Source organism: Streptomyces poonensis, from assembly GCF_014650915.1.
In the GTDB taxonomy this organism is placed as follows: Bacteria; Actinomycetota; Actinomycetes; order Streptomycetales; family Streptomycetaceae; genus Streptomyces; species Streptomyces poonensis.
Genome location: NZ_BMVW01000042.1, coordinates 1 through 833, shown reverse-complemented (window position 1 = coordinate 833; position 833 = coordinate 1). Strand labels below are relative to the sequence as shown.

The following is an 833-nucleotide window of genomic DNA, read 5'->3' as shown; positions in this document are numbered from 1 at the left end:
CGCCCGGTGGACGAGCTGGGCGCCGAGCCGGCCGCCCAGCACGACCTGCTGATGGCCAACTTCTTTGCCCAGACCCAGGCCCTGGCCTTCGGCAAGACCGCCGACGAGGTGCGCGCCGAGGGCGTGGCCGAGGAGCTGGTGGCACACAAGACGTTCCGCGGCAACCGGCCCACCACCACGATCCTGGCCCCGCAGCTGACCCCGTCGGTGCTGGGCCAGCTGGTCGCGCTGTACGAGCACAAGGTGTTCGTACAGGGCGCGATCTGGAACATCGACTCCTTCGACCAGTGGGGCGTCGAGCTCGGCAAGGTCCTCGCCAAGCGCGTCGAACCCGCCCTCACCGAAGGCGCCGACGTCCCCGGTCTCGACCCGTCCACCCAGGCCCTGGTGGCCGCTTACCGCACCCTCCGGAAGAAGTGAACTGACATGCAGCTCGGACTCATCGGCCTCGGCAAGATGGGCGGCAACATGCGCGAGCGGATCCGCCGCGCCGGCCACACCGTCATCGGATACGACCGCAACCCGGACCTCGCCGACGTCCACAGCCTGGAAGAGCTGGTGGGCAGCCTCAGCGGCCCGCGCGTGGTGTGGGTGATGGTGCCGGCCGGGGCCGCCACCCAGTCGACCATCGACGAGCTGGCCGAGCTCCTGGAGCCCGGCGACGTGGTCGTGGACGGCGGGAACTCGCGCTGGACGGACGACGAGAAGCACGCGGTCGAGCTGGGCCTGAAGGGCATCGGCTTCGTCGACTGCGGCGTCTCCGGCGGTGTGTGGGGCCTGGAGAACGGCTACGCGCTGATGTACGGCGGCGACGCCGAGAACATCGCCAAGGT

General features: G+C 70.2%; 2 protein-coding genes. Both read left to right on the top strand.

The annotated features are described in order from the left end of the window. The coding region (locus IE242_RS37265) for a phosphoglucose isomerase-related protein (RefSeq protein ID WP_506417262.1) at positions 1 to 420 on the top strand (420 nt) is incomplete at its 5' end. Positions 421 to 426: 6 nt separating this feature from the next. Beyond that, positions 427 to 833 (top strand): NAD(P)-binding domain-containing protein (locus IE242_RS37260; protein ID WP_229860018.1); only part of this gene is annotated, 407 nt, incomplete at its 3' end.